We start from the raw sequence: 25570 nt of genomic DNA on the forward strand, positions 1-25570 counted from the left end.
AGGTACGTCAACGGATCTCCCACAGCCCCGGCATCATCAGCGGGCCGCCGACCGGCAGCCCCATCGCCACGGCCACGTGCTCCAGGGGACCCCAGGCGCTGACCACGGTCTGCGGGCCCGAGGCCCCCACGTCCTCGCTGGACTCATGCTGGCGGATCCGGTCGAGCGGGTTCGGGCGGGGGAAGGGCCGCACCGGGAGCGGCCCCGCGCCGGCCTTCTCACGGGCCAGCCGGACGGCGGTCTCCAGGCCGCCCAGTTCGTCCACCAGACCGCGCTCGTGGGCGTCGCGGCCGGTCCACACCCGGCCCCGGGCCACCTCGTGCACCTGCTCGCGAGTCATCCCGCGCGCGGCGGCGACCTTGCCGGTGAAGTCCTCGTAGATCTCGTCCAGGAGCGCGTTGACCCGCTCCCACTCGGACTCGGTGAAGGGCCGGTCGGTGTCGAACATGCCGGCGTGCTCGCCGGTGCGCACGGAGTCGCTGGTCACGCCGTACTGCTCCTTCAGCGCGCCCAGGACCGGTTTGCCGGTGATCACGCCGATGGAGCCGGTCAGGGTGCCCGGCTGCGCGACGACCGCGTCCGAGCCCAGGGTCACGTAGTAGCCGCCGGAGGCGGCGACGTCGCCCATCACGGCCACCACGGGGATGCCCGCCTTGCTGGTCAGCTCGGTCTCGCGGCGGATCGCGTCGGAGGCGGTGGGGGAGCCTCCCCGGCTGTCCACCCGGAACACGACCGCCTTGACCCGGGGGTCCTTGCGCGCGGCGCGGAAGGCCGCCGCCACGGTGTCCGAGCCCATGACGGTGCCGCCGCCCAGGGGCGAGCGCCGGGTCCGGCCCAGGCTGATCGTTCCGGTGGCCGAGATCAGCGCGATGTGGCCCCCGGTGTCGCGGGACAGCTGCTGGGGCGCGGTGTGCTTGCGGTGGTAGCGGGTGACGAACTGCAGCTGCGGCTCACCGCTCAGCTCCCCGAACAGCTGCGCGTACACCTCGTCCCGGTGGGCGAGCCCGTCCACCAGCTTGTGCTCAACCGCCTCGCGGGCCAGGAAGGGGCCCTTGGAGACCAGCGCGCGCACCTCCTCCCGGGGCAGCCCCCGGGCCAGGGAGACCGCCTCGACGATCTGGTCGCCCAGCGAGGTGACGATCCGGTCGCTGGCCTCGCGCTGGGCGGCAGTGTAACCGGTCTCGGTGACGCTGTTCATCGCGTTCTTGTACTCGTGGCGCGCGCCCACCTCGTAGGACACGTCCAGCTTGTCCAGGGCGCCCTTGACGAAGGTCGTGCGCATCATCAGGCCGGTCAGGCCGAGCACGCCGGTGGGCGCCATGACCACGCGCGAGAACGCGCAGGCCAGGTAGTAGGGCAGGTTGCCCTCGCCGGTCTCGCCGAAGGAGTCGGCCCAGGCCACCGCGGGCTTGCCCGCCGCGCGGAAGTCGGCGACGGTGTCGCGCAGCTCCTGGACCTTGGCGAATCCCAGGGACCGGGCGTCCACCCGGACCAGGAGGGCCGCCACCCGCGGGTCGCGCGCGCCGCGGCGGATCCCCTCCAGGACGTCCAGGTACTGCTGCCTGCGCCGGTTCATGATCTGGCTGAACGGATCCCCGGGGGCCTGGTCGGCGACCCCCTCCGTCAGGTCCAGCTCCAGCACCAGCGGCCCCTGGGGGCGCTGTCGGGTCTTCATGATCTTCGCGAGGTCCACCATGGGCCCAGCGTAGTGCTCCGGGGTGCGGAACGCCGTCCGGAACGGGTTGAATCGGGCGATGCGGTCGTCGGGCGCGCTAGGGTCAACGGTGGTTCGAGCACGGGATCCACGAGAGGGACGACGGCATGGCGGGCATCCACGGGCGAGGGCGGCGGTCGCGCGCCGCACGCGTCGGCACGGGAACGGTCGCGGCTGCCGCGGCGCTGCTGCTCCTGTCGGCCTGCTCCGGAGGGAGCGAGGCCGAACTGCAGCTCGGCGAGAGCGGGCCCCTGCCCGCGGCGGAGCCCCCGGCGCCGGAGGAGTTCGCCACCGAGAGCATCGAGGGCGTGTCCCTGAAGGTCCCCGAGGGCTGGCAGACCCAGAACGAGGGCGGTGTGCTCTGCGTGAGCCCGCCCGGACAGGAGCCCTGCGGGTACGGCTCCGTGCAGTTGACCCCGCACGCGGCGGAGAAGCACCCCCAGGGCTGGCCGGGCGAGGGCGAGGCGTTCAGCAAGGAGGGCGGCTGGGCCGCCGACACCGGCAGCTGCCGCAGCCTCAACACCGCCGCCTCCGGGGGCATCGGCGTGGAGGGGGCCGAGCTCGCGGTCTCCGACTTCACCGACCACGCCGACGGCCTCACCTCGCACCACTCGGTGTGGAACGTGGCGTGCGTCAACGGCGACACCTTCGAGGTGCGCATGTGGTTCCTGCCGGTCAGCGACGTCCTGCTCTACGTGTGGTCGGCCGACTCCCAGTACTCCGCCGTGTACGACGAGATCGCCCTGTCCATGGACACCAGCGAGTACCAGAGCTGACCGCCACGGTTTCGGTTCGACCGATTACCCGATCGGGTGTCCCCGTGGTCCGATGAGGCCGTAGGGTCGTACTCGTTACGACGACGGCCGCCCGCGCGGGCGGCGCGGTCGCAGGCGACGTGAATCGGGGGCAGCACTGGTGACCACCATCGGAGCGGCGGGACGTGTCGTTCAGTACACGCTCGACAACGGATTGCGTCTGGTGACCGCTGCGGCCTCCACGGGCCAGGTCGCCTCCGTGAACCTGTGGTACGGCGTGGGGTCCCGGCACGAGGTCCCCGGGCGCACGGGGTTCGCGCACCTCTTCGAGCACCTGATGTTCCAGGGCAGCGGCGGTGTCGCCAAGGGCGAGCACTTCGAGGAGGTCGAGCGGCTCGGCGGCGACATCAACGCCTCCACCTCGACCGACCGCACCAACTACTACGAGACGGTCCCCGAGCACGCCCTGGACCGAATCCTGTGGCTGGAGGCCGACCGGCTGGCGACCCTGCGCGAGGGCATGACCCAGGAGGTCCTGGACAACCAGCGCGACGTCGTCAAGAACGAGCGCCGCCAGCGCTACGACAACCAGCCCTACGGCACCGCCCTGGAGCGCATCCTGCGCCTGGCCTACCCCGAGGGCCACCCCTACCACCACCCGACCATCGGCTCCATGGCCGACCTGGACGCCGCCGACCTCGACTACGTCAAGTCGTTCCACAGGGCCCACTACGGCCCGGACAACTGCGTGCTCACCGTGGTCAGCGACCTCGACCCCGAGGACGTCCGGGGCCGCGTGGAGAAGTTCTTCGGTCCCATCCCGGCCCGCGAGAGCGTCCCCGAGGCGCCCGACGCCGCCCTGGAGGCCCCGCTGGGCGGCCCGGTCCGCGACGCGGTCACCGAGACCGTGCCCGCCGCCGGGGTGTTCCTCGGGTTCCGCGTCGCCCCCTACGGCGAGCGCGGGTTCGACGTCATGCACCTGGCCTCGGCCGTCCTGGGCCAGGGACAGGGCAGCCGCCTGTACCGCTCCCTGGTGGTGGACCGCCCCATCGCCGCCGACGACGGCGGCGGCGCCGCCGACATCCTGCCGTTCCGCTACACCGACAGCCTGATGCTGGTGAACATGCTCGCCCGCGAGGGCGTCAGCGGCGACGTGCTGGAGGAGGCCATGCGCGAGGAGATCGCCAAGCTGGCCGCCGGCATCACCGAGGAGGAGCTGGACCGGGCCCGCGCCGTCCTGGAGCGCGACCACCTCCAGTCCATCTCCAGCCCCTCCGGACTCGCCGACAGCATCAGCAGCTGCACCCAGCTGTTCGACGACCCCGAGCTGGCCTACACCTGGCCCCGGCGCTGGGACGACATCACCGCCGAGGAGGTGCGGGCCGCCGCCGAGCGCGTGCTGGTCGACGACAACCTGCTCGTCGTCCGCTTCGACCCCGAGGAGTCCGGGGCCGACACCGTCGACGCCTGATCCGGGTTCCGTTACCGCAAGCCGCAGAAAGAGCCGCAGAGCATGCCGCACAAGTCGCGTCCGGACCTCGGTGCCGTAGCGTCCTACACCTTTCCCAAGCCCCGCCGCCTCACCGTCGGCGGCGGCACGGTCGTCGCCATCGACGTACCCGGCCAACAGCTCGTCTCCCTTCGTCTCGTGCACCCCCACGGCGGTGCCGCCGAGCCGCTCGACGCCATGGGCGTCAGCGCTCTGACCAGCGAGGTCCTGGAGGACGGCCCCAACGGCAACAGCTCCCTGGCGCCCGCCCTGGAGCGCCACGGCGCCGAGTGGGTCTCCCGCGTCAACTGGGACGCCTTCATCACCGGCCTGGACGCCCCCGCGGGCCGCCTGCCCGAGGCGGTGCGCCTGTTCGCCGACGCGGTGCGCCGTCCCGCGCTGAACCCCGACGACGTCGTCCGCCGCCGCGACCAGCTGCTGGAGCGGTTCTGGCTGGAGGCGGCCTCGGCCAGCACGCTGGCCATGCGCAGCCTGGGCGGGCAGCTGTTCACCGGCCGCTACGCCACGCCGCTCGCGGGCGGCCCGGTCAAGCTGGCCGACGTCACCCCCGAGACCGTGGCGGCCTTCCACGCCGACTCCGTCGCCTCGGTGGCCGGAACCCTCGTGGTCGTCGGCGACCTCACCGGGATCGACCTGGAGGACCTGGGCAAGACCGTGTTCGGCGACGCCGCCGCCGTGCGCGCGCCCGAGCCGACCGAGCCCGCCCCGCCGCCCGGGGAGCTGCCCCGCGTCCTGATCGTGGACCGGCCCGGCTCCGTGCAGTCCGCCCTGGTCATCGCGCACCGCGCCCCCTCCCGCTCGCAGGTGGACCTGCCGCGCGCCGAGGGCGTCAGCGAGGTCCTGGGCGGCATGTTCACCTCCCGGCTCAACCTGGAGCTGCGCGAGCGCCTGGGCTACACCTACGGTGCCGGGTCCCGCTTCGACCTGCGCCGCGACAGCGGGGTGTTCTTCATGTCCGCCCAGGTCGAGGCGGACACCACCGCCCACTCGGTCACCTCCTCGCTGGAGCAGGTCGCCAAGCTGCGCGAGTCGGGGGTCACCGAGGAGGAGCTGGCCGCCGTACGCGACTCCAACACGGTGGGCCTGCCGGTCACCTACGCCACGGCGCGCGCCATGGCCGGGGCCCTGGTCGACATGGTGGTGCACGACCTGCCCGAGGACCACGTGGACCGCGTCCGGGCCGGGTACGAGAGGCTCACCAGGGAGTCCCTGGACAGCGCCGCCACCGAGTACCTGCGCCCCGAGGAGTCGGTCGTGGTGGTCGTCGGCGACGCCGAGCGCCTGCGCCAGCCGCTCACCGACACCGGGATCGGCCCGGTCGAGGTGCGCACCCCCGACTCGCTCTGGACCTGAGGCCGCCGGGTGCGCGGGCGGACCGCCCGCGCACCCGCGCCACCCCGGCCAACAGGCACGGGAGTCTCATAATGAGACCTACGTCACTGCATGCTCGGGTCGTCGTCGGACATAACGAAAGCGAACCTATGTGTCCGTGATGTGGCAACCACCAGCATGGATCCGGCGTCCTGCTGGTATAACGAGTGATCCGTGCACCTACGTGGTGACAGCGACCGCAATGCTCCCGCAGGAGGCCACCATGGCCGGTGAATGGACCCGTGGATAACCGTGTCCTCCCTAGAGAACCCCCACACGCAGCGCCCTGAGGCGTCGCGCTCCTCCGCACGGGCGGAGGCGGCCGACGCCGCCGAGCCCCGTCCCGAGGGACGCCTGCTCAAGGGGCGCTACCAGTTGGTGTCGGAGATCGCCCGCGGCGGTGTCGGCACGGTCTGGCGCGCCACCGACCTGGTCATCGACCGCGAGGTGGCCGTCAAGGAGCTGCGCCTGCCCGCGGACCTGAGCCGCTCCGAGCGCGAGTCGCTCCTGCAGCGCACCACCCGTGAGGCCCGCGTCGCCGGACGCCTCACCCACCCCAGCCTGGTCACCGTCCTGGACGTCGTGGACGAGGACGACCGCCCCTGGATCGTCATGGAGCTGGTGGAGGCATCCACCCTGGAGGAGCTCATCCAGGTGGGCGGCCCGCTGCCCTACCAGCGCGTGGCCGAGATCGGCCTCCAGCTCATCGACGCCCTCAAGGTCGCGCACGCCGAGGGCATCGTGCACCGCGACGTCAAGCCCGACAACGTGATGATCAGCCAGGCCGGGCGGGTCGTGCTCACCGACTTCGGGCTGGCCGCCTGGAACGGCGAGTCGGCGCTGAGCGCGTCCGGGCGCATCATCGGCTCCCCGGCCTACATCCCGCCGGAGCGGGCCAAGGCCGGCCCGGTGGGACCCGAGTCCGACCTGTGGTCCCTGGGCGCCACCCTGTACGCGGCGGTGGAGGGACACCCTCCCTACGACCGCAAGGGCTACATCAAGATCCTGCGCCAGGAGCAGCTGGACGAGCCCGCCGAGGCCGCCAGCGCGGGCCCGCTGGCGCCGGTGCTGGCCGGTCTGCTCCGGGTGGAGCCCTCGGAGCGGTTGACCGCCGAGAACGCCACCAAGATGCTGCGGATCGCCGCTCTGGCGCCGTGGGCGCCCGAGACGAGTCCGGAGACGGCCGCGCAGGGCACCGCCACGCCGGCCGAGCCCCGTCCCGAGGGCGAGGAGCGCGAGTCGGCCCGCGAGCACTTCAAGGCGGGCGCGCACGTGCTGGCGGAGTCCATCAACGAGCGGCTGCGCAACAGCCCCGAGGCGATGAACTCGATCATGACCTCGATCCGCGAGTCCACGGACACGCTGGGGCTGACCAGTTCGGGCAAGCACGCCGAGCGCAGCCGTCTGCCCGCGGTGGCCACCATCGCCGCGGTCTCCCTCGGCGTCCTGGTGCTGCTCGCGGTCATGCTCTGGGCGCTGCTCGGCCGCTAGCGCCGCCGCGGCGGGATCCTCCGCGCGGGCCGAGCGGGGTGGGCTGAGTGGGGCCGGCGGGATTCGAACCCGCACTGTACAGCACCTAAAGCTGCCGTCTCCTGCCAGTTGGACTACGGCCCCTCGCGGACAACTGTACCGGTGCCGGGCGCGGGGCCCGGCCGCGGCGTGCACACGGGCCCGCCGCGCCCGGGGGCCGCCCCCGGCACCCGTGTCACAGGCCCAGTTCCCTCTTGATCCGGTCGACGTGGCCGGTGGCCTTCACGTTGTAGAAGGCCTTCTCCACCCGACCGTCGGTGCCCACGACGACGGTGGAGCGGATGACGCCCTGCACGACGCGGCCGTAGTTCTTCTTCTCACCGAAGGCGCCGTAGGCGCGCAGGGTGTCCTTGCCCGGGTCGCCCAGGAGAGGGAAGGTCAGCCCCTCCTTGTCGCGGAACCTGGCCAGCTTGTCGCTCGTGTCCGGGGACACGCCCAGGACGGTGAGGCCCGCGGAGTCGAAGTCGCGCAGGTTGTCGCGGAAGTCGCAGGCCTGCGTGGTGCACCCGGGGGTCATGGCCGCCGGGTAGAAGTACAGGACGACGCGCTTGCCGGTGGAGGCCAGCACCTCGCTCAGGGTGACGGGCTTGCCGTCGGCGTCGTCGAGGGTGAAGTCGGGTGCCTGGTCGCCGGGCTCCAGGCGGATCGGGTCGCTCACGTGGTGTCCCCCTTGGGTTCGCGGGCGGGGCGCCGCCCCGCCGACTCTCGCCCTCACCCTAACCACACCCGCCTTCCGGTGCCCCGTGAGTCGACGCTTCGCGGGCTGTGCCAGGCTGGGGGTACGGTGTTCGGTTGCGATTCCGGTTCGGTTCGCCCGCATCCGGAGTGACCAGCGACGCGATCACCTATTGTTGACCGCACTCGTCCCGTCGTTCGGCCCCGGCGACGTCCGCCGCGCACCGGGGACGCCGCGTCGGCGGCGCCCGGCGGGCCGGAACACACCCGCTTCGCTTGGAGAGTATTGGCGACGATGCCTGGATTCACACTCGACGAGGTCAGGGCCCGGACCCTCAAGGAGCGCGACTCCTGGTGGACGGTCTACCTCGTGGACCCCATCGCGGTCCGGCTCGTGCGCCTGGTGGCCAACCGCACCTCGATCACACCCAACCAGCTGACGGTGGTCGCGCTCTTCCTGGGGCTCGGCGCGGCCGTCTGCTTCTCGCTGGGCTACCGCCACTTCCTGGCGCTGGGCGCGCTGCTGTACCTGCTGTCCTTCCTGATGGACTGCACGGACGGCAAGCTGGCCCGGCTCACCGGCTCGGAGTCGCTGTTCGGGTCGTGGATGGACTACGTCTCCGACCGGTTCCGGGTGCTGGTGTGCGTGGTCGCCCTGATGGGCGGGCAGTACGTCGTCGCCGAGAACGCCGAGGGCGACGGGCCGGTGTGGTTCGTGTGGCTGGCCCTGGCCGTGGTGTTCCTGGACATGCTGCGCTACCTCAACGCGCTCCAGGTGTACAAGGTCCGCAGGGAGATGCGCTCGCACCTGGCCGCCGCCCTGGAGAGGGCCCGTGCCACCCTGTCGATGCTGGAGCCGGAGGAGGACGACACCGGCTCGGCCACCGGCGCGGGCGGGCGGACGATGAGCGACGGCGGCGAGCAGGCGGTGCTGCGCCACGGCATCGGCGTGCTGGAGCAGATCCTGCACAGCCAGAACGAGCGCGAGGCCCGCAACCAGCGCACGGCGGGCAAGCAGCCCGACCTCACCCTGCCCAAGGTGGACCTGCACCAGGAGTTCCGCAGCCGCTTCCCGTGGTACCAGAGGTTCTGGTCGGCCCTCAACGCCAGACGGGTCAGGACGCACCTGGTGGGCGGCATCGAGTTCCAGATGTCGGTGTTCGTGATCGCGCCGCTGGCGGCCGCCGCCTTCGGCGCGCCGTCCCTTATCGGGTGGATCACCGCCGTGGCGGGTGTTTTGCTCCTCGCCTTCGAGATCGCCATCATCTATAAACTGTGGTTGTCCACGCGGGACTTCTTCCGCGTGGTCGACGGAATCGACAGCGCGCTGAGATTCTCCGGTCCGTCCGACGGCGCGGAGGAAGGGAGCCGGGACACCGGCTCGGACACGGGTTCTCAGACGACCCTGCGCTAGTGGAGAGAGGCACCCATGACGGGACGTGACACCGAACCGCGCCTGACCCCGGCGGACGTCGTCGCCGAGATCAACCGCGAACAGCGCCAGCTCGCCGAGACCCTGGACGAGTTGAGCGTGCAGGCCCGGCCCGCCAACATCGCCCGCAAGCAGATGGAGAGGGTCCGCGAACGCGGCGCCCGGATCGTGGACGAGGCGCGCGCCCTGGTGGTCGGGGGCGGCGCGGTGCGCGTGGAGAGCCACCCGGTGGAGCCCGAGGAGGGCAGCATCGTCGTCAAGGGCGACGGCCACGTCGTCACCACCTACCAGTCACGCGGTCAGCTCCCCCCGGAGGCGCTGCTGCTCGCGGTCGGCGTCGGGGCGGTCGTCGCGGTGGGCGTGGTGGCCTGGGCGGTGCACCGCAGGAGGAAGTAGCGCCGGAGCGGCGCACGTTCGGAGGGGTCCGCGTCAGCGGGCCCCTCCGTGTGTGCGGCGACCGTCGGGCCGGGTGTCCAGGGGGCGCTGGGGCGGTGTCCGGCACGGGCCCCGGGCCACGCGCGGGCCCCGGGGGCGCCGCCTGTTTCCCTCGCGGGAGTGCCACCGGCTTCAGCCGGTGGGCGGACCGCGGGCGCCGGTACGTGGAGCCCGCGCCGCCCGGCGGGCTTTCAGGCGTGGGCCACCAGCGGGCGGGTTCCGTCAGCCGGCTTCTCCCGCCTTCGGGCGGGAGGGGAGGTCAGAGGAAGGTCTGGCCCTCGCCCCGGTAGGTGGGCACGGCGCCCGCGTACTCGCCGGTGTCGGAGTCCACCAGGTGCAGGGTGTCGAAGCGCTCGCACAGTTCTCCCGCCTTGGCGTGGCGCATCCACACCCGGTCGCCGACGGACAGGCCGTCGGCCGCGGCGCCGAGCAGGGGCGTCTGCACCTCGCCCGCGCCCTCGTTCACGCTGTAGGAGAGCCCGGCGGGCAGGTGGGGGAGCGGGGCGCGGTGGGCGTTCACGGGGCCCGAGGCGGGGTAGCCGCCGCCCAGGGCGGTGGCCACGCCCGGTCCGGGCCGGCGCACGACGGGGAGCGCGAACAGGGCGGCGGGGCGTCCGCCGAAGGAGCGGTAGTGGTCGAACAGGTGCGGGTGGTAGAGCCCCGAGCCCGCCGCCAGCTCGGTCACGGCCCTCTCCCGGCCGGTGGTGTGCAGGCTGCCGGTACCGCCGCCGTTGACGAAGCGCAGGTCGGTGACCTCCCTGACGGCGTGGACGATGGCGGCGCGGCGCTTGGCCAGCTCCACGGCCGAGCGGCGCTGGACGGCGCGCAGGAGGCGTCCGTAGAGCGGCCTGCCGGGCGGGGCGTCGCCCACCCCGGCGATCTGGCCCTCGTAGGCCATGATCCCGTCCAGCTCCAGTTCGGGGCGGGCCGCGACCGCGCGGGCGAACGCGGCGGCCTGGGCCGGGGTGCGCACGGGGGAGCGGTAGGTGCCCACGCGCAGGCGCGGTCCCACGGGCTGCCAGCTGGTGTCGACGTCCAGGCACACCCGGACCGGCGGGGCGTCGGGGCCGCGGGATTCGGCGGCGTCGGCGACGGCGGCGCCGATCAGGTCCAGGTGCGCGGTGTCGTCCACCATCAGGGTGATCGCGCGGGCGGCGCGGGGGTCGCGCACGAGCCTGGCCAGGGCCTGGCGGTCCACGGTGGGGTAGGCGACGAGGACGTCGTCGCTGAGGGGGCGGTCGTCGGCGGCCAGCCAGAGGGCCTCGGGCAGGGTGAAGGCCATGACACCCGCGTAGCCGGGCAGGGCGAGGACGGTGCGCAGCAGTTCGCGGCTGCGCACGGACTTGCTGGCGACTCGGATGGGCCTGCCGTGGGCGCGGCGGGTCAGGTCGGCCGCGTTGGCGCGCAGGGCGGCGAGGTCGACGAGGGCGAAGGGGGCTTCGAGTCCGCGTGTGGCGGACTCGTACGTTTCGCGCAGACTTGTCATGTCCTGAGCATGCCAGAACATGAATGTCTTTCATATTCTCGGCGGAAAAGAGGACCCGGTACCCCCGCGGCGGGCGGTCCGCGGACGGTCTCGCGATAACCGGCCCCCGGTGTCGCGGGGGCGATACCCTGGGGTGTCACGGCTGATCAGCCGTCCGACCCCGGGAGTGGTTCTTTCCATGAGTGAGCGTGAGTACGTCCTGACCCTTTCGTGCCCCGACAGCCGGGGCATCGTCGCCGCTGTGGCCAACCTGCTGTCCGACCACGGTTGCAACATCACCGAGAGTCAGCAGTACGGCGACCACTACACGGGACGCTTCTTCCTGCGGATGCAGTTCGTGGCGGAGCGGGGCGGCGACGGCGTGGTGGGGGAGGACGTCCTGCGCGGCGCCTTCGCGGCGCTGGCGGGCGACTTCGGCGGCCGGGGCGGCGACGCGTTCGTGGAGTGGACCCTCAACCCCCGCGACGTGCGCCCGCGCATGATCGTGATGGTGTCCAAGTTCGGCCACTGCCTCAACGACCTGCTCTACCGCCAGCGCAGCGGCCTGCTGGACGCCGACATCGCCGCCGTGGTCTCCAACCACCCCGACCTGGAGTTCCTGGCCGACTCCTACGGCGTGGACTTCCACCACCTGCCGGTCACGGCCGGGAGCAAGAAGGAGCAGGAGGCGCGCCTGCTGGAGCTGGTCGACTCCTACGACGTGGACCTGGTGGTCCTGGCGCGCTACATGCAGGTGCTCTCCGAGCAGCTGTGCGCCAAGATGTCCGGCCGGATCATCAACATCCACCACTCCTTCCTGCCCAGCTTCAAGGGCGCTCGGCCCTACCACCAGGCCCACGCGCGCGGTGTGAAGCTGATCGGCGCGACCGCCCACTACGTCACCGCCGACCTCGACGAGGGCCCGATCATCGAGCAGGAGGTGTCCCGGGTGGACCACACGCACAGTCCGGAGCAGCTCACGGCGATCGGCCGGGACCTGGAGTCGGTGGCGCTGGCGCGCGCGGTCAACTGGCACGCTCAGCGCCGCGTACTGCTCAACGGGGATAAGACGGTCATCTTCGGCTGAGCCGGACGCCCGCCGCGCGGCGGCGGGGTGCGGTCCGCGCACGGGGGCGCCCGGGGGCGCCCCCGTGCGTTTTCCTGCCCCGACCAGATTCTCGACGCTGTTTTGGGTCGGAGACGGGACTGACCTTGCCCGTTCCGACCAGGAAAAATTACTCACGGTGCTTTGTCGGATACAGTGTGTATGTATATGGTGTGGTCAGTTCGACATCCTTCCGGCCAGGACACGGGCCCGGGTTTCGGTCCGGCCCTCTGGGAGGGCACATCCGCCGGGAAGGCGCGGGGAGCGGTCCGGGGGCGCCTTCGGCGCCGCGACCGCCCGTGCGGCCCGCACACTGCGTAGGGGGACCCAGTGACGGACATGAGAACCGAGACCAAGGTGCCGGGAGCCCGCGAGTCGGGCCGGATCAGCCGGGGGGACTCCTCACGCGAGGAGGGCGGGCGCACCCAGATCGCGGACGGCGTGGTCGCCAAGATCGCCGGCATGGCCGCGCGTGAGATCGGCGGCGTCCACGCCATGGGCGGCGGGACCGCGCGTGCGGTCGGCGCGGTCAGGGACGTCGTGACCCGGGGCGGCGACAGCGGCTCGGTCGCGCGGGGCGTCTCGGTCGAGGTGGGCGAGCGCCAGGCCGCCGTCGACATCGACCTGGTCGTCGAGTACGGAGCCGCCATCCAGGACCTGGCCGCGGCCGTGCGCCGCAACGTCACCTCGGCGGTGGAGCGCATGACCGGGCTGGAGGTCACCGAGATCAACATCCGGGTGGACGACATCCACCTGCCCGACGACGACCGCGGCGAGGACGACGGCGGGTCCGCGCCCCGGGTGCAGTGATGGCGGCCGCCGACGGGGACCCGGGTGAGGTCGCCCGGCGCCTGGTGCGGGAGGCCGAGCGCTTCCCGGACGTGGTGGAGCTGTCCTCGGGGGGTTTCGGCACGCTGGCCACGCCCGTCCCCGGAGGACGGGTCCTGGGGGTGGCGGTACGCGACGACAGCGTCGAGGTCGGCGTCGTGGTCCGGTTCGGGCGGCCCCTGCCGGAGATCGCCGCCGAGCTGCGCCGCGGTCTGACCCCGGTCGCCGGGGGCCGTACCGTCCACGTGTCCGTGGAGGACGTGGTCGCGGGACTGCGGGACGGCGCCCGCACGGGTGGTTGAGCAGGCAGCATCGGGTGCTGGACAAGAGGGGGAAGCCATGTGGCCCATCGTCGGACTGTCCTACGGGACGGTGCTGGGTCTTGCCGCCGCGTTCGGCGGGTTCACGGCCTTCGCGCTGGTCCTGATCCTGGGGCTCGCGGGGTTCGTCGCCGGTCGGGCGATGGAGGGCGAGATCGACCTCACCGCGGTGTTCTCGCGGCGCTCCGCCTGAGATGTGAGGGAGCGGACGTGGCCGGAGTGCGGACCAGTACGGTTCCCCGACAGAGGGAGCGCCCGGGCGACGAGGTCGCCCGGGAGCGGAGCGGGGGCGAACGCGACCCCGGCGGTCGCACCGTCATCGAACCCGGTGTGGTCGAGAAGGCGGCCGCGCGTGCGGTCCGCGAGGTCCCCGGCGCCCTCCCCGCCCGGTCGCGCACGGCGCGGGCCCGGGTGAGCGGCGAGGTCGTGCTGCTCAGGCTGAGGGTCGGCGTCCGCTACCCGCACTCGGTGCGCGAGGTCGCCGCACGGGTGCGCGGGCACGTCGGGCGGCGGATCGAGCAGATCACCGGAAAGCGGGTCCACCACATCGACATCGAGATCGCGGAGTTGGTGCGCTGACATGACCACCGTGGAAGAGGTGCTCGGACGCCCAGACCAGGGCGTCGACCGCCGGGCCAGGCGGGTGGCCGTCCACACGTTCCGTCCGCGGCGGTCCTGGCCCGCGGTGATCACGGGCTTCGTGATCCTCCTCGTGGCCGTCGTGGCCGCCGCCGAGGTGATCTCGGCCCTGGCGGGAAGCCCGCTGGGGCTGATCCCGGTCGGCGCGGCCAGCGGGTACGCGGCGACCACGACCTGGTCGATGCCGTCGGTGCAGATCGCCTCGGCGGTCCTGGCGCTGATCGGGCTGGCCCTGATCGTGGCCGCCCTGGCCCCCGGACGGGGGCGCTGGACGGCCCTGCGCACCGACGACCCCGCTCTGGTGGTGGGGCTGACCCGGCCCGCGCTGCGCCGGGCGGTGGCCGCCGCGGCCGAGGGCGTCAGCGGCGTCGACGGCGTGCACGTGACGGTGCGCGGCAACAGGATCCGGGTGCACGCGCGCACCGGGATGCGCGGGTCGGCGGGGCTGCCCGCCGAGGTGACCGCGGCCGTGGAGCGGCGGTTGGAGGAGCTGGCGCCGCTGCGCAGCATGCGGATCGCCACCCACGTGCGGTACGCGGAGGGTTGACCATGGCTGGTGACAGGTCGCGCAGGTCGGCGCGGGGAAACCGGTGGGGGCTGGCGGTCGTGGGGGCGGTGCTGCTCGTGGCCGGGCTGGGGTCGCTGGCCGCCGGGCGCGGCCTGTTCGGCGGGGGAGCGGCCGACAGCGTCCTGCTCGGCCCCGGGGCCAGGGAGGCGCTCGACCAGCAGTGGGTGCCCTACGCGGTGGTCGCGGTGGCCTTCGTCGCCGGTTTCCTGGCCCTGCGCTGGCTGATGTCCCAGGGGCTCAACGACACGGTGGGGCGCCTGGTCCTGGAGCGCGGGGAGCAGGGGCGGGTGGAGATGTCCGAGAACGTGGCCCGAGGGGCCCTGGAGCAGGAGGTCGCCGACTACCCGGGCGTGCGCCGCGCCCGCGCGAGGCTGACCGAGTCCGCCGAGGCGCCGCACCTGCGCCTGGCGCTGACCCTGGACGACGACGCGGACGTGGCCGGGGTGTGGCGGCGGGTGAGCTCGGAGGCGCTGGCGAACCTGCGCCGGGCGCTGGACCTGGAGCAGGTCCCGGCCGTCGTGCGGATGTCGATGACGGCACCTGCCAAGAACCCGCGGCGCAGCCTGGCCTGAGCCGCTGCCGCCGATTGTCGGTGTCTGCTGTTAGCTTCGCCACATGACTCGAACGACTTTCGTGAACCTGCCCGTCAAGAGCGTCGACGCCACCCGGGAGTTCTTCAGCGCGCTGGGCTTCGGCTACGACGAGGCCTTCTCCGACGACAGGGCGCTGTGCATGGTCGTCAGCGACACCTCGCGCGTCCTGTTCCTGTCCGAACCCTTCTTCGCGGAGTTCACGCCCTCGGGGATAGCCGACACCTCCGCGGGCGCGGAGGTGATCACCTGCCTGAGCGCCGACAGCCGCGAGGACGTGGACCGGATCGCGGAGGCCGCCGCCGTGGCCGGGGCGACCCACGCCAGGACCACCGAGCACACCGGCATGTACTCGCGCTCCTTCGCCGACCCCGACGGCCACCTGTGGGAGTTCCTGTACATGGACGCGTCCGCCACCATCTCCTGAGCGACGGCGGGTGCGGGCCCCGGTGCCCGCACCCGCCGACCGCGTCAGCGCACGGCGTCGCGCTCGTGGCGGATCCGGCCGTCGCGCAGCACGGTGCGCACGCTCGTCTCCGGCGAGGCCAGGACCCCGATGTCGGTGAGCGGGTCGCCGTCGACCACGACGAGGTCGGCCCGCGCCCCGTCGCGCAGGGTGCCGACGACCCCCTCCAGCCCCAGCAGCCGGGCGGCGTTGACGGTGGCGGCGCGCAGCACGTCCGCGGCGGGCTGGACCCGGCCGCGGATGGCGAACTCCTGGCTCTGGCGGTCCTGCATGCCGCCGAGCAGGTCGCTGCCGAAGACCAGGTTCACCCCGGCCTCGTGGGCCATGCGCAGGGCGTCCAGCCCCCGGTCGAGCACGGTGTCCACCTTGGCCTGGCTGGCGGCGGGCAGCCCGTTGGCGGCCCCCTGCCGGGAGAGTTCCTGGTAGGTGACCAGGGTGGGCACCAGGTAGGCGTCGTGCTCCAGGAACAGCTCGATGCTGCTCTCGTCGATGAGGTTGCCGTGCTCGATGCAGCGCACGCCGAGGCGGAGCCCGCGGTTGACGGCGCGGGCGGTGTAGGCGTGGCCGGTCACGTAGCGGTTGGCCGCCTCGGCCTCCTCCACCACGGCCCGGATCTCGTCCTCGGAGGACTGGGTGGAGTCGATGCGGTCGGTGGGGGAGGCGACGCCGCCCGAGAGCATGATCTTGAGGTGGTGGGCTCCGGTGCGCAGCTGCTCGCGGGCCGCGCGGCGGAACTCCACGGGCCCGTCGCAGACGATGCCCGCGCCGGGGCAGCAGGCGTGGGTGTCGTTGCCCTGGCGGCCGGGCGTGCGGAAGTCGCCGTGGCCGCCGGTCTGCGACAGCGCCTTGCCGCCGAACATGAGCCGGGGGCCGTCGACGAGCCCCTCCTCGACCGCCCTGGCCAGCCCCCAGTCGCCCCCGGCGACGTCGCGGACGGTGGTGAAGCCGCGCCTGAGCATGTCGCCCAGGGACCGTCCCGCGTAGCTGGCGACGTAGGCGGGCGACTGGTCCATCGCGGCGCCGAGGTCGGCGCTGAAGGCGGTCGGGTGCACGTGGGCGTCGATCAGGCCCGGCATGAGGGTGGCCCCCGCCAGGTCCACGGTCGGCACCCGCGGCCCCACCTCGGGCGGTGTTCCCTGGCCGCTGCCCGCGACGAGGCCGTCCCGCACCAGGAGCCAGGAGCCGGGGGTCCTCGTGCCCGCCTCGGGGTCGAGCAGCCCGGCGCCCGTGAAGAGGATGTGCGGTTCTGACTGGCGGGTCATGGATACCTCCGTCGGGGTTCGCGTTGTTGCAATATATGTTGCACCACGGGGAGGGGGCCACCCCGCGGGGGTGGTATCGCTTGGGGGTGCGGCGCGGTCCGGGGCGCCGGGACGGAGGGGTGATGGCGGACTGGATCGAGGCCGCGCTCGGCGGCGGACGCCTGGGCCGCGCGGCCGAGCGCGTGGTCAGGGTGCTGCGGGACGAGCCGAGGTTCGCCTCCTACGCGAGCACCGCCGAGCTCGCCGAGCGGGCCGGGGTCAACGTCGCCACGGTCGTGCGGGCCGCGCAGGCCCTGGGGTTCACCGGCTGGCCCGCCCTGCGCGTCGAACTGCGCTCGCGCTACCTGGCCTCGCTCAGCGCCGGAGAGGTCCTTGCCGAACACGCCGGGTCCGACGCCGACCCCGTGCGCGAGGCCTTCCGCGCCGACCGCGAGGGGCTGCGCGACCTGGAGCGGACCCTGGACCCCGCCCGGGTGCGCGCCCTGGCGGGCGCGGTGCACGGGGCGCGCCGGACGCGGGTGGTGGGTTCGGGCACCTTCGCGGCGCCGGGCGTGCAGCTCGCGCACGCCGCGGGGATCATGGGCTACGACGTGGAGCGCCTGGAGCTGGGCGGCACCGGCCTGGTCAGCGCGCTGGCGCGGATGGGCCCCGATGACCTGTTGCTGGCGTGCGACCTGTGGCGGCTCCCGGTCGCGCTGCGCTCGGCGGCGCGGGTGGCCCGTGAGCGGTCGGTGCCGGTCGCGGTGATCACCGACCGCAGGGACTCCCCGTTGGCGGAGGGGGCGGCGCACGTGCTGCTGGTGCCCAGCGAGGGTGTGGGCATGTTCCCCTCGCTCACCCCGGTGATGGCGGTCGTCCACGCGGTGCTGGCCGAGCTGGCCCGCCTCGGCGGGGACGAGGTGCTGACCGCGGTGCGCGACACGGAGCGGCTCTGGGAGAGCACGGAGCTCTTCTGAGCGACGCCGGGGGGAACGACCTGGGAAGACGCGGTGACACGACTGTGACGTGATCAGGGTCACGTTCGCTGCAATAAGTGTTGCACTTCACGCGGCGGGGCTGCTTACATGGCCCGGTCGGGCCGCCCCGCGGGCGGCCCCTCCCGTGCACGTCCCCCGAACCCAACCTCGCCGCGAAGGTGGCCCATGCAGACGACCCATCTCGTGATCCTCGCCGTGTACATCCTGGCCATGATCGGGATCGCCCTCTACTTCGTGCGCTCGGGCAGGCTGCGCGGCGGTGACGACTTCCTGTTCGCCGGACGCAGCCTCCCCCGCCCGGTCATGATCGCCACCATGCTGGTCACCTGGGTCGGCTCGGGCACCATCATCGGCGGCGCCAACTTCGCCTACACCTACGGCCCGACGGCCGGGATGATCTTCTTCGCGGGGACGCCGCTGGGCATCCTGGTCCTGCTCCTGGCGGCCCGCCGGATCCGCCGGGCGTCCCGGCACACCATCCCCGAACTGCTGGAGGTCCGCTTCGGCATCGGGGTGCGCACCGTCGCCGCCGTGGTCACCACCATCGCCTTCCTGGGGCTGACCGCCTCGCAGTTCGTCGGCGGCGGGTACGTCGTCAGCCTGGTCACGCCGCTGTCCGCCACCCAGGGCACCGTGCTCATCGCGGTCGTCGTGACGCTGCTGACCGTCACCGGAGGCCTGTTCTCGGTCGCCTACACCGACTTCGTCTCGGCCATCCTCATCCTGCTCAGCCTGTTCGTGTCGGTGCCGCTGGTGTTCGCCGCGATCGGCGGCCCCGGCGCCTACTGGGACGGCCTGCCCGAGCAGGCGACCACCTTCAGCGGCGGACTCACCGCCCTGCAGCTGCTCGGCTACTTCCTGCCGCTCTTCCTGCTCCTGCTCGCCGACCAGAACATGTACCAGCGCCTGGCCGCGGCCAAGGACGAGCGCGAGGCGCGCTCCTCCACCCTGGGCATGTTCGTGGGCAGCTTCTTCGTCTTCGTGCCCGTCGTGCTGCTCGCCACCTGCGCCGCCATCCTCATGCCCGGCATCAACGGCGACATGGCGGTGCTGAGCCTGGCCTCCGAGGGCTACCTCCCGGTGGTGCTGGGCGGTTTGATCCTGGCCGGGGCGGTCGCCTTCGTCATCACGACCGGGTCCTCGTACATGCTCTCCTGCGCCTCCAACGTCGCCTACGACCTGTACGCCCGTTTCGCCGGGGACGGTGTGGACGAGCGCCGCAAGCTCGTGGTCCAGCGCCTGTCGGTCCTGGGCATCGCGCTCGCGGGCCTGGCGCTGAGCCTGTTCTTCCCGACCGTGCTGGAACTGCAGATGTACTCCTACACGGTCTACGGCGCCGCGATCACCCCGGTGGTCCTGTCGGTGCTGTTCTGGAAGCGCGCGACCACCGCGGGCGCCGTCGCGGCGCTGGTGGTCGGCGCGGCCACCACCATCGGCTGGCAGGTCGCCGGGACCCCGGGCGACCTCAACGCGGTCATCGTCGCCCTGCCCGCCGCCCTGGTCGCGCTCGTCGTGGCCAGCCTGGTCACCAAGGCCCCCGACCCCGCGCGGGTGGCCGCGGCCGAGGCGCCCGCGCCCACCGGAACCGACGCCTGACACACACGGGGACCGCTCCCGACCGGGCGCGGTCCCCGTACCCTCTCCCCGCGCCCCGGCGGGCGGGCCACGTCGGCCGGGAGGAAGACGGATCCCTCAGCACTCGATGACGTTGACGGCCAGGCCGCCGCGCGAGGTCTCCTTGTACTTGTCCATCATGTCGCGGCCCGTGTCGCGCATGGTCCGGATGACCTTGTCCAGCGACACGAAGTGGCTGCCGTCGCCCCGCAGCGCGATGCGCGCGGCGCTGATCGCCTTCACCGAGGCCAGCGCGTTGCGCTCGATGCACGGCACCTGCACCAGGCCGCCGATGGGGTCGCAGGTCAGCCCCAGGTTGTGCTCCATGGCGATCTCGGCGGCGTTCTCCACCTGCGCGGGGGTGCCGCCCAGCACCTCGGCCAGCCCGGCGGCGGCCATCGAGGAGGCCGAACCCACCTCGCCCTGACAGCCCACCTCGGCGCCCGAGATCGACGCGTTCTGCTTGAACAGGATGCCCACGGCCCCCGCGGTCAGCAGGAACCGCACCACGCCCTCGTCGCCCGCCCCCGGGCTGAAGTGCAGGTAGTAGTGCAGCACGGCGGGCACGATGCCCGCGGCCCCGTTGGTCGGTGCGGTCACCACACGGCCGCCCGCGGCGTTCTCCTCGTTCACGGCCAGCGCGTAGAGCGTGATCCAGTCGCTGCCGCGCATGGGGTCGGAGTCCACCCCCGTCGGCGCCAGCAGGCCCGACTCGTCGCAGTTGCCGCCCAGCTGCCGGTACAGGCGGTGCGCCCGCCGGGGCACCTTCAGCCCGCCGGGCAGGCTGCCCTCGGTGGTCACCCCGCGGCGCACGCACTGGCGCATCGCCTCCCACAGCACGAGCAGCTCGGCCCTGATCCGCTCGGGGGAGCGCCCGAACGCCTGCTCGTTGGCGAGCATCACCGCGCTGATCGACATCCCGGTGTCGGCGCAGATCCCCAGCAGCTCCTCGGCGCTGGAGAAGGGGTGGGGCACCCGGGTGTCGTCGGCCTTGATCCGGTCCGCGCCCGCCGCGCGCTCGTCCACGACGAACCCGCCGCCCACCGAGTAGTACACCTTCGCCGCCAGTTCGGCGCCGGAGGAGTCCAGTGCCACGAACCGCATCCCGTTGGGGTGGTCGGGCAGGCTCTCCCTGCGGCGGAAGTCCACGTCCACGGCCGGGTCGAAGGCCACCGGCGGCCCTCCGTGCCCGCCCAGGTACAGGGTCCGCTCCCGGCGCACCCCCTCCACCAGTCCGGGCACCGCGTCCACGTCCACGTGCTCGGGGGTGTGCCCCATCAGTCCCAGGACCACCGCGCGGTCGCTGCCGTGCCCCTTGCCGGTGAGCGCCAGGGAGCCGTACAGCTCCGCGCGCACGCGGGCCACGCCGTCGAGCAGGCCCTCCTCGCGCAGTCCGGCCACGAACGTGCGCGCGGCCTTCATCGGCCCGACCGTGTGCGAGCTGGACGGTCCGATTCCGATCTTGAACAGGTCGAACACGCTGATGGCCATGGCTGTCCTCCTCGTCGAGTACAGGGCCCGGGCATGGGATCGCCGTGCGGGGCCGCCCGGCCCCGCACGGCAAGGCTCTACAGGTTCGGGTAGAGCGGGTACTTCGCGGTCAGCGCCTGGACCCGGCCGCGCAGCGCGGCCTCGTCGAACTCCGGCTTGAGCACCTCGGCGATGACGTCCGCGACCTCGGCGAAGTCCTCGTCGCCGAAACCGCGGGTGGCCAGCGCCGGGGTGCCGATCCGCAGACCGGAGGTGACCATCGGCGGACGCGGGTCGTTGGGCACCGCGTTGCGGTTGACCGTGATCCCGATCGAGTGCAGGCGGTCCTCGGCCTCCTGGCCGTTGAGCTCGGAGTTCACCAGGTCCACCAGGACCAGGTGCACGTCCGTGCCCCCCGAGAGCACCTTCACGCCGACCTCGGCCGCGTCCGGCCGCGTCAGCCGCTCGGCGAGCAGCCTGGCGCCCGAGACCGTGCGGCGCTGGCGGTCGGCGAACTCCTCGCCCGCGGCGACCTTGAGGGCCACAGCCTTGGCCGCGATCACGTGCTCCAGCGGCCCGCCCTGCATGCCGGGGAACACCGCGGAGTTGATCTTCTTGCCCAGCTCGGCCTTGGCCAGGATCATGCCGCCGCGCGGGCCGCCCAGGGTCTTGTGCGTGGTCGTGGTGACCACGTCGGCGTGCGGCACCGGGTTGGGGTGCAGCCCCGCCGCGACCAGACCGGCGAAGTGCGCCATGTCCACCATCAGGAGCGCGCCGACCGAGTCCGCGATCTTGCGGAAGCGGGCGAAGTCCAGCTGGCGCGGGTAGGCCGACCACCCGGCGACGATCATCTTGGGCCGGTGCTCCTCGGCGAGCGCCTCGACCTCGTCGTAGTCGACGGTGCCGTCCTCGTCGCGAACGTGGTAGGCCACCGCGTTGAGGATCTTGCCGGAGTAGTTGATCTTCATGCCGTGGGTCAGGTGGCCGCCGTGGGCCAGGTCCAGGCCCAGGATGGTGTCACCCGGCTTGAGCAGCGCGAAGTACACGGCCGTGTTGGCCTGCGCGCCCGAGTGCGGCTGCACGTTGGCGTGCTCGGCGCCGAACAGCGCCTTGGCGCGGTCGATGGCGAGCTGCTCGACGACGTCGACGTGCTCGCACCCGCCGTAGTAGCGGCGGCCCGGGTACCCTTCCGCGTACTTGTTGGTCAGGACGGTGCCCTGAGCCTCGATCACCGCCTGGGGGGCGAAGTTCTCCGAGGCGATCATCTCCAGGGTGTCGCGCTGGCGGGCCAGCTCCGCGTCGACCGCGGCCGCCACCTCGGGGTCCAGTTCGCCCAGCGTCTGGTTGAGCGTGTTGTCAGTAGCCATCGGGGGCCTACTCCTCGCCTTCGGTCAGCTTGGTGTACTCCTCTGCGGAGAGAAGGTCGGAGGGCTCCTCGGAGATCCGGGCCCTGAACAGCCAACCGTCCTCGAAGGGCGAGGAGTTGATGGTCTCGGGCTCGTTCTCCAGGATCGCGTTGACCTCGGTGACCTCACCGCTCACGGGCGAGTAGACGTCGCTGACGGACTTGGTGGACTCCACCTCGCCGCACGGCTCGTCCGCGGTCACCTCGCTGCCGACCTCGGGCACCTCGACGTAGACGATGTCGCCCAGGGACTCGGCGGCGAACGAGGTGATCCCGACGGTCGCGATCCCGTCCTCGACCACGACCCACTCGTGTTTGGCGGTGTAACCCAGCTCCGTGGGAACGCTCACTTCAACTCTCCTTGGAGGTGTTCCATTTTCCTGCCGCGCGCCCGTACGGCTGCCCGGCCCGGCCTACGCCCGGTCGCGCCCCGTGCGTGCGGGTCCCCTGTGTGGGGATCCCGCCGCGCCGGGGCGTGCGGGCCTTCGGGGTGTGAAGGCCCCTGCTCCTACGACTGCCGCTTGTAGAACGGCAGCTCGACCACGTCGACGTCCTCGCCCCGCCCGCGCACGTCCACGGTGAACGCGCCGGTCGAGGTGTCGAGGTCGCCGTCCACGTAGGCCATGGCGATGGGGCGGCCCAGGGTGGGCGAGGGCGCGCCGCTGGTGATGGTTCCGACGGGGGCGCCGTCACGCAGGACCTCCTGGCCCTGGCGCAGCGGGCGGCGCCCGCGCGCGACGAGGCCGATGAGGCGGCGGGGGCGGGAGGAGCGGGAGGCCTCCTCCAGGGCCGCGCGGCCCACGAAGTCGCCCTTGTCGAACTTCACGACCCGGCCCAGACCGGCGTCGAAGGGGGTGAGGTCGGCGGTCAGCTCCTGCCCGTACAGCGGCATCCCGGCCTCCATGCGCAGGGTGTCGCGCGCGGAGAGCCCGGCGGGGACGAGGCCGTGCCGCTCACCCTCGGCCATGAGGGCATCCCACACCTTGGGGGCCCTGTCCGCGGGGCTGACGAAGATCTCGAAGCCGTCCTCACCGGTGTAGCCGGTACGGGCGAGCAGGACGGGCTCACCGGCGACGGTGTGCTCGTACCCGGCGTAGTAGCGGATGCCGTCCAGGTCGGCGTCGGTCAGCGGCGCCAGGACGTCGACGGCGCGGGGTCCCTGGACGGCGATCAGCGCGTACTCGGCCGACTCGTCGCGGACCTCGACGTCGAAGCCCGCGGCCCGCTCGGCCAGGGCCGGGGCGACGACCGCGGTGTTGGCGGCGTTGGCCACGACGAGGTACTCGTCCTCGCGCAGCCGGTAGACGATGAGGTCGTCCAGGACACCGCCGTCCTCGGCGGTGATCATGGAGTAGCGGGCGCGTCCCACCTTGACCTGGGACAGGTGGCCGACCAGCGCGTGGTCGAGGGCCTGGGCGGCCTGCGGGCCGGTCAGCCGGATCTCGCCCATGTGGGAGAGGTCGAACAGGCCCGCGGCCTCGCGCACCGCACGGTGCTCGGCGGTCTCGCTGCCGTAGCGCAGCGGCATGAGCCACCCGGCGAAGTCGACGAGGGTGGCGCCGGCCTTCTCGTGGACCTCGCGCAGCGCTGTCGCGCGCGGCGCGTATGCGGCATCTGACATGGGCACTCCCGAGAGGATGGGCGTCGTGACGTGCGTGGCGTTGCCATCCTCCCCCTCTGTCATCTGTGCCTGAGAGCTTCGCCGCGCGCTCGGCGCGGCTTGCACCTTCGGCGAGGGACGGCTGTCCCTGCTTTCCAGAGTGGTCTCGCCCGTACGGTCCGCTGTGCCTGAGAGGTTGTCTTCGGGGAGGGATTGCTCCTTCGGCGGCCCGCGCTGGATACGCGGGCACTCTCCCGTACGGGGTCAGCAACACGTTCAGCCTAGCAGCGGCCGTGAACGGCGCCCAAGGGTGCCCGGTGCCGCGCGGGAGCTCCCGCGCGGCACCCGTGAGCGGCACCGTCGCGCGCCGTCCGCGCCGTGTCCGCCGCGCTCCCTCCGGTCTTCGACACTCCGGCCGCCTCCACCCTGGAGCGGGAACGCGGGGATTAGCGTGTGCGGAGAGTACCGACCGGGGAGGGAGACGGATGCGAACCGACACCGGGAGGACGGCGCGCTCGCTCGCGGCCGGATGCGTCCTGTCCCTGGCCGCGGGCACGGGGTGCGCCGGGGCCGTGGACGGACCGCGGGAGCCGGACGGGCACGCCCGGGAGGGGACGGAGGCCGGGCCCCCGCCCCTGACGCGGGGCGACGTGGCCGCCGTCGAGCGCGAGGACCTGGAGGCGGTGTTCGCCGACGCGGGCGTGGAGGGCGCCTTCGTGCTCCACGACGTGATGGAGCGGGAGGCGACCGTGGTGGGGCCGGAGCGGGCCCGCGAACGCGCCGTTCCCGCGTCCACCTTCGACCTCGTCAGCACCCTGGTGGGGCTCCAGACGGGCGCGGTCGGGGACGTGGACGAGGTGGTGCCCCACGGGGACGGATCCCAGCCCGTCGACCGGCGGGAGCGGGACATGGCCCTGCGCGAGGCACTGCCCGCCTCGAACGTCCCCGTCTACCAGGAGGTGGCCCGCCGGGTCGGGCACGGGCCGATGGCGGCCTGGGTGGACCGGTTGGACTACGGCAACCGTTCGGTGGGCGACGCGGACGCGCTGGACCGGTTCTGGCTGGAGGGGCCGCTGGAGATCTCCGCGATGGAGCAGACCGCCTTCCTGGCCAGACTGGCCCGCGACGAACTGCCCGTGGACGACGAGCACCAGGAGGCGGTGCGCGCACTCGCCGTCCTGGAGGAGGGCGAGGGCTACGCCCTCCACGCCAGGGCCGGGCGGGGCCGGGAGGCCGACCCCGCGCCGGGCTGGTGGGTCGGCTGGGTCGAGCGCGGCGAGGACCTGTACACGTTCGCGCTGCGCGTCGAACCGGAGGGGGACGAGGACGCCGAGCTGGGCGAGTCCCTGGGACGGGAGATGCTCGTGGAGCTGGAGGTCCTGCCCGAGGAGGGGCGCACCGCCTGAGCGCCGCCCGGGCCCCGCGACGCGCGTCGGCCCGCCCCCGTCACGGGGGCGGGCCGACGCGCGCAGGGGAGTCCGTCCCCGGACGGGCCTCAGCGAAGCGGAGGACCCAGGACCACCGGCTAGATCGTTGATGGGGGTTTCTCGGAACCCCTGCGCCCATGGCGAAGGGCGTCGAGGATCAGAGTGTGACCAATGACCTTGACGCCCTTCTGACCGCACTCTACGTCCATCTGGACGACCACGTCCTGCCTTCGCGTGAACAACCGGTCAAACGCGGCCCGAACCGGCTGCTCACCGACGCCGAACTCGTCTGTGTCGCGGTGGCCCAGGCCCTGCTGCGCCATGACTGCGAACGCCGCTGGATGCGCGCCGCCCCCGCCCGGATCGGGCACCTGTTCCCCCGCCTGCCCGGCCAGTCGGAGTACAACCGCCA

General features: G+C 72.9%; 25 protein-coding genes, 1 tRNA gene, 1 pseudogene and 1 riboswitch. Of the genes and pseudogenes, 18 read left to right on the forward strand and 9 right to left on the reverse strand.

Going from position 1 to position 25570, the window contains the following annotated elements; all coding sequences use genetic code 11:
* Positions 1–7: 7 nt before the first annotated feature.
* A complete protein-coding gene (gene sppA / locus G011_RS0128105) occupies positions 8–1696 on the reverse strand; it encodes a signal peptide peptidase SppA (RefSeq protein ID WP_019611387.1) in 1689 nt (562 codons plus the stop codon).
* Positions 1697–1821: 125 nt separating this feature from the next.
* On the opposite strand from sppA, the gene G011_RS0128110 reads away from it, so the two are divergent.
* The 4 genes from G011_RS0128110 to G011_RS0128125 all read left to right on the forward strand — a co-directional run bounded on the left by G011_RS0128110 (position 1822) and on the right by G011_RS0128125 (position 6841).
* Positions 1822–2490 carry a hypothetical protein gene (locus tag G011_RS0128110; protein WP_019611388.1) on the forward strand — a complete coding sequence of 223 codons (669 nt, stop codon included), beginning with the start codon at positions 1822–1824 and terminating at the stop codon, positions 2488–2490.
* Positions 2491–2629: 139 nt separating this feature from the next.
* Positions 2630–3940 (forward strand): pitrilysin family protein, encoded by a 1311-nt coding sequence (locus G011_RS0128115; RefSeq protein WP_026338745.1) that lies wholly within the window; start codon positions 2630–2632, stop codon positions 3938–3940.
* A gap of 42 nt (positions 3941–3982) precedes the next feature.
* On the forward strand, positions 3983–5332 hold the full coding sequence (locus tag G011_RS0128120; RefSeq protein ID WP_019611390.1) for a pitrilysin family protein: 1350 nt from the start codon (positions 3983–3985) through the stop codon (positions 5330–5332).
* Positions 5333–5584: 252 nt separating this feature from the next.
* Complete coding sequence (locus tag G011_RS0128125) at positions 5585–6841, forward strand: serine/threonine-protein kinase (protein ID WP_369757424.1); 1257 nt, start codon at positions 5585–5587, stop codon at positions 6839–6841.
* Positions 6842–6889: 48 nt separating this feature from the next.
* Here G011_RS0128125 and G011_RS0128130 read toward each other — a convergent pair.
* Positions 6890–6964 (reverse strand) — tRNA-Leu (locus G011_RS0128130).
* Between the two features lie 91 nt (positions 6965–7055).
* Positions 7056–7538 (reverse strand): thioredoxin-dependent thiol peroxidase, encoded by a 483-nt coding sequence (gene bcp / locus G011_RS0128135; RefSeq protein WP_013151462.1) that lies wholly within the window; start codon positions 7536–7538, stop codon positions 7056–7058.
* A 312-nt stretch (positions 7539–7850) separates the two neighbouring features.
* On the opposite strand from bcp, the gene G011_RS0128140 reads away from it, so the two are divergent.
* Entirely contained in the window at positions 7851–8969 is a 1119-nt protein-coding gene (locus tag G011_RS0128140; protein ID WP_019611391.1) for a CDP-alcohol phosphatidyltransferase family protein, read from the forward strand.
* A 15-nt stretch (positions 8970–8984) separates the two neighbouring features.
* Positions 8985–9383, forward strand: a complete 399-nt coding sequence (locus tag G011_RS0128145) for a DUF3618 domain-containing protein (RefSeq protein ID WP_013151464.1) — start codon at positions 8985–8987, stop codon at positions 9381–9383.
* 298 nt (positions 9384–9681) lie between these two features.
* Here G011_RS0128145 and G011_RS0128150 read toward each other — a convergent pair whose 3' ends face one another.
* A complete protein-coding gene (locus G011_RS0128150) occupies positions 9682–10908 on the reverse strand; it encodes an amino acid deaminase/aldolase (protein ID WP_019611392.1) in 1227 nt (408 codons plus the stop codon).
* A 178-nt stretch (positions 10909–11086) separates the two neighbouring features.
* Here G011_RS0128150 and purU point away from each other — a divergent pair, with 178 nt between their 5' ends.
* The 8 genes from purU to G011_RS0128190 all read left to right on the forward strand — a co-directional run bounded on the left by purU (position 11087) and on the right by G011_RS0128190 (position 15364).
* Positions 11087–11974, forward strand: coding sequence for a formyltetrahydrofolate deformylase (gene purU, locus G011_RS0128155; RefSeq protein ID WP_013151466.1), 888 nt, complete (start codon positions 11087–11089; stop codon positions 11972–11974).
* 357 nt (positions 11975–12331) lie between these two features.
* Positions 12332–12802, forward strand: a complete 471-nt coding sequence (locus G011_RS0128160) for an Asp23/Gls24 family envelope stress response protein (protein WP_019611393.1) — start codon at positions 12332–12334, stop codon at positions 12800–12802.
* A complete protein-coding gene (locus tag G011_RS0128165; protein ID WP_019611394.1) occupies positions 12802–13122 on the forward strand; it encodes a hypothetical protein in 321 nt (106 codons plus the stop codon). Before G011_RS0128160 ends, G011_RS0128165 begins: the two co-directional genes overlap by 1 nt.
* Before the next feature lie 37 nt (positions 13123–13159).
* Complete coding sequence (locus tag G011_RS32250) at positions 13160–13333, forward strand: hypothetical protein (RefSeq protein ID WP_019611395.1); 174 nt, start codon at positions 13160–13162, stop codon at positions 13331–13333.
* Between the two features lie 17 nt (positions 13334–13350).
* Complete coding sequence (locus G011_RS0128175; protein ID WP_019611396.1) at positions 13351–13719, forward strand: Asp23/Gls24 family envelope stress response protein; 369 nt, start codon at positions 13351–13353, stop codon at positions 13717–13719.
* A gap of 1 nt (position 13720) precedes the next feature.
* Positions 13721–14326: a DUF6286 domain-containing protein gene (locus G011_RS0128180; protein WP_013151471.1), complete on the forward strand. Its 606-nt coding sequence runs from the start codon at positions 13721–13723 to the stop codon at positions 14324–14326.
* 2 nt (positions 14327–14328) lie between these two features.
* Complete coding sequence (locus G011_RS0128185; protein ID WP_026338748.1) at positions 14329–14919, forward strand: hypothetical protein; 591 nt, start codon at positions 14329–14331, stop codon at positions 14917–14919.
* Between the two features lie 43 nt (positions 14920–14962).
* Positions 14963–15364 (forward strand): VOC family protein, encoded by a 402-nt coding sequence (locus G011_RS0128190; RefSeq protein WP_026338749.1) that lies wholly within the window; start codon positions 14963–14965, stop codon positions 15362–15364.
* 44 nt (positions 15365–15408) lie between these two features.
* On the opposite strand, the gene G011_RS0128195 is transcribed toward G011_RS0128190, so the two are convergent.
* Positions 15409–16665: an amidohydrolase family protein gene (locus G011_RS0128195; protein ID WP_019611399.1), complete on the reverse strand. Its 1257-nt coding sequence runs from the start codon at positions 16663–16665 to the stop codon at positions 15409–15411.
* Between the two features lie 122 nt (positions 16666–16787).
* Here G011_RS0128195 and G011_RS0128200 point away from each other — a divergent pair, with 122 nt between their 5' ends.
* Together G011_RS0128200 and G011_RS0128205 are read left to right on the forward strand one after the other, a co-directional pair.
* Positions 16788–17621, forward strand: a complete 834-nt coding sequence (locus tag G011_RS0128200) for a MurR/RpiR family transcriptional regulator (RefSeq protein WP_019611400.1) — start codon at positions 16788–16790, stop codon at positions 17619–17621.
* 186 nt (positions 17622–17807) lie between these two features.
* On the forward strand, positions 17808–19238 hold the full coding sequence (locus G011_RS0128205; protein WP_019611401.1) for a sodium:solute symporter: 1431 nt from the start codon (positions 17808–17810) through the stop codon (positions 19236–19238).
* Positions 19239–19334: 96 nt separating this feature from the next.
* Here the strand turns inward: G011_RS0128205 and G011_RS0128210 are convergent, their stop codons facing one another.
* The 4 genes from G011_RS0128210 to gcvT all read right to left on the reverse strand — a co-directional run bounded on the left by G011_RS0128210 (position 19335) and on the right by gcvT (position 23752).
* Positions 19335–20747, reverse strand: coding sequence for an L-serine ammonia-lyase (locus G011_RS0128210; protein WP_019611402.1), 1413 nt, complete (start codon positions 20745–20747; stop codon positions 19335–19337).
* Between the two features lie 77 nt (positions 20748–20824).
* The gene (glyA, locus tag G011_RS0128215) at positions 20825–22093 is read right to left on the reverse strand and encodes a serine hydroxymethyltransferase (protein ID WP_019611403.1); all 1269 of its coding nucleotides are present in this window, start codon (positions 22091–22093) and stop codon (positions 20825–20827) included.
* A 7-nt stretch (positions 22094–22100) separates the two neighbouring features.
* Positions 22101–22481, reverse strand: coding sequence for a glycine cleavage system protein GcvH (gene gcvH, locus G011_RS0128220; RefSeq protein ID WP_019611404.1), 381 nt, complete (start codon positions 22479–22481; stop codon positions 22101–22103).
* Positions 22482–22639: 158 nt separating this feature from the next.
* Positions 22640–23752, reverse strand: a complete 1113-nt coding sequence (gene gcvT / locus G011_RS0128225) for a glycine cleavage system aminomethyltransferase GcvT (RefSeq protein WP_019611405.1) — start codon at positions 23750–23752, stop codon at positions 22640–22642.
* A gap of 144 nt (positions 23753–23896) precedes the next feature.
* Positions 23897–23998: riboswitch (glycine riboswitch) on the reverse strand.
* 218 nt (positions 23999–24216) lie between these two features.
* On the opposite strand from gcvT, the gene G011_RS0128230 reads away from it, so the two are divergent.
* Positions 24217–25137, forward strand: coding sequence for a penicillin-binding transpeptidase domain-containing protein (locus G011_RS0128230; protein ID WP_019611406.1), 921 nt, complete (start codon positions 24217–24219; stop codon positions 25135–25137).
* 185 nt (positions 25138–25322) lie between these two features.
* Positions 25323–25570: pseudogene (locus G011_RS30405) on the forward strand (hypothetical protein); the annotation flags it as partial.

Origin of the sequence: Nocardiopsis sp. CNS-639, assembly GCF_000381685.1 — a bacterium.
In the GTDB taxonomy this organism is placed as follows: domain Bacteria; phylum Actinomycetota; class Actinomycetes; order Streptosporangiales; family Streptosporangiaceae; genus Nocardiopsis; species Nocardiopsis dassonvillei.